The sequence below is a fragment of the Kitasatospora sp. NEAU-69 genome, assembly GCF_057158765.1.
The window spans coordinates 1-1,371 of sequence record NZ_JBWXUE010000087.1 but is presented as its reverse complement, the minus strand read 5'-3'; the positions used below and the strand labels follow the sequence as shown (position 1 = coordinate 1,371).

1 protein-coding gene and 1 tRNA gene are annotated in these 1,371 nt (G+C 71.6%); one reads left to right on the top strand and one right to left on the bottom strand.

Going from position 1 to position 1,371, the window contains the following annotated elements; genetic code table 11:
- Positions 1 to 34: 34 nt before the first annotated feature.
- Positions 35 to 111 (bottom strand) — tRNA-Met (locus AC060L_RS37305).
- Positions 112 to 285: 174 nt separating this feature from the next.
- Between AC060L_RS37305 and AC060L_RS37300 the strand changes: the two genes are divergently transcribed.
- Complete coding sequence (locus tag AC060L_RS37300; RefSeq protein WP_483798923.1) at positions 286 to 1,296, top strand: ALF repeat-containing protein; 1,011 nt, start codon at positions 286 to 288, stop codon at positions 1,294 to 1,296.
- The last annotated feature ends 75 nt before the right edge of the window (positions 1,297 to 1,371 follow it).

Here is a 1,371-nt window from a genome sequence, read left to right as displayed (position 1 = left end):
GTGCACATTGTGCACCGGACACGGCCCTCAACCGTGGTAGCGGGGACAGGATTTGAACCTGCGACCTCTGGGTTATGAGCCCAGCGAGCTACCGAGCTGCTCCACCCCGCGTCGGTAAACACGACACTACGGCATCGGGAGCGAATCACCGAATCGGCGGCCGAAGTCGACAGCCGCCCCCGACTCGACCCCGATGGAGTGCGTCAAGTATTGGTAAATATAAGATCAAGACATACCTATCCTTTGGGGGCTATTTTCGGATTACCCAGGAAGCAGGTTGAGCTGATGAAGTTGGCCCGTGTTTCGGCGGTCCTCGCCGCCGTCGCGATCGCGCCGGCCGTCCTCCTCCCGTCGGCCGCGCATGCCGCCGATCTCGGTCAGACCCCCGGCAGCTCGGCGCCCGACGCCACCCCGGCGACCACCGCAGAGCCCACCCCCGACGCGAAGCCGGGCCAGAGCGCCCAGGACCAGGCCGCCGAGGACGACCGGGTCGCCGTCCTGCGGATCCTCGCCGACAAGAGCACGGGCATCAGCGTCCGAGAGGCCGCGCAGAAGGCGCTGAACGGGACGCCGCAGGATGTCCGGCACTTCCTGGAAGTCGGTCAGAACGACGCCCGGGTGGTGGACAACCGGGTCCTGGCGACCCAGCTCTACGCCGCCGGCGGCCCCGGGGTGAAGGAGGCAGCCCTCGCCGCGCTCCACGGCACCCCCGAGGACGTCAAGCAGTTCCTGGAGGTCGGCCAGTTCAAGGCCCGCGAACAGGACAACCGCGTGCTGGTCACCCAGATCTACAGCGCCGGCGGCCCTGCGGTGCAGGCGGCGGCTCGGGCCGCGATCAACGGCAGCGCGGACGATATCAAGCGCTTCCTGGAGGTCGGCCAGTTCGAGGCCCGTGCGAAGGACAAGGCGGCCCAGGACGCGGCCACCAGCACGCCGTCCCCGAGCACGAGCACGAGCACGAGCGCGAGTCCGAGCACCGGCGGCAGCCCGGCCGTCCAGCCGACCCCGGTCACCCCGACCGCACCGGCCACCGTCGGCTCCGAGGTCAAGCCGGTGGCGGTGACGACCCCGCAGGCCGTCCCGTCCACGGGCGCCACGGTCACGGCCGCGCCCACCCCCGCGCCCACCCCCACGGCCACCGCCAGCGCTCCGTTCTCAGTCGCCGGTCACACCGTGCTCGCCTCCACCGGTGGCGGCTCCGAGCTCCCGTGGCTGGTGGGCGGCGCCGTCGTCGCCCTGGGCGCCGGCGCGGCGCTGGCCGGTACGGCGCGCCGCCGGTCCTCCTCCGAGGGCTGAGCGCCACCTCCCGGTGACTCCCGGTCGGGGCGCTGGCTCGTATGGTCGTACGGCGGGCGGCCGAAGCCAGTTGCG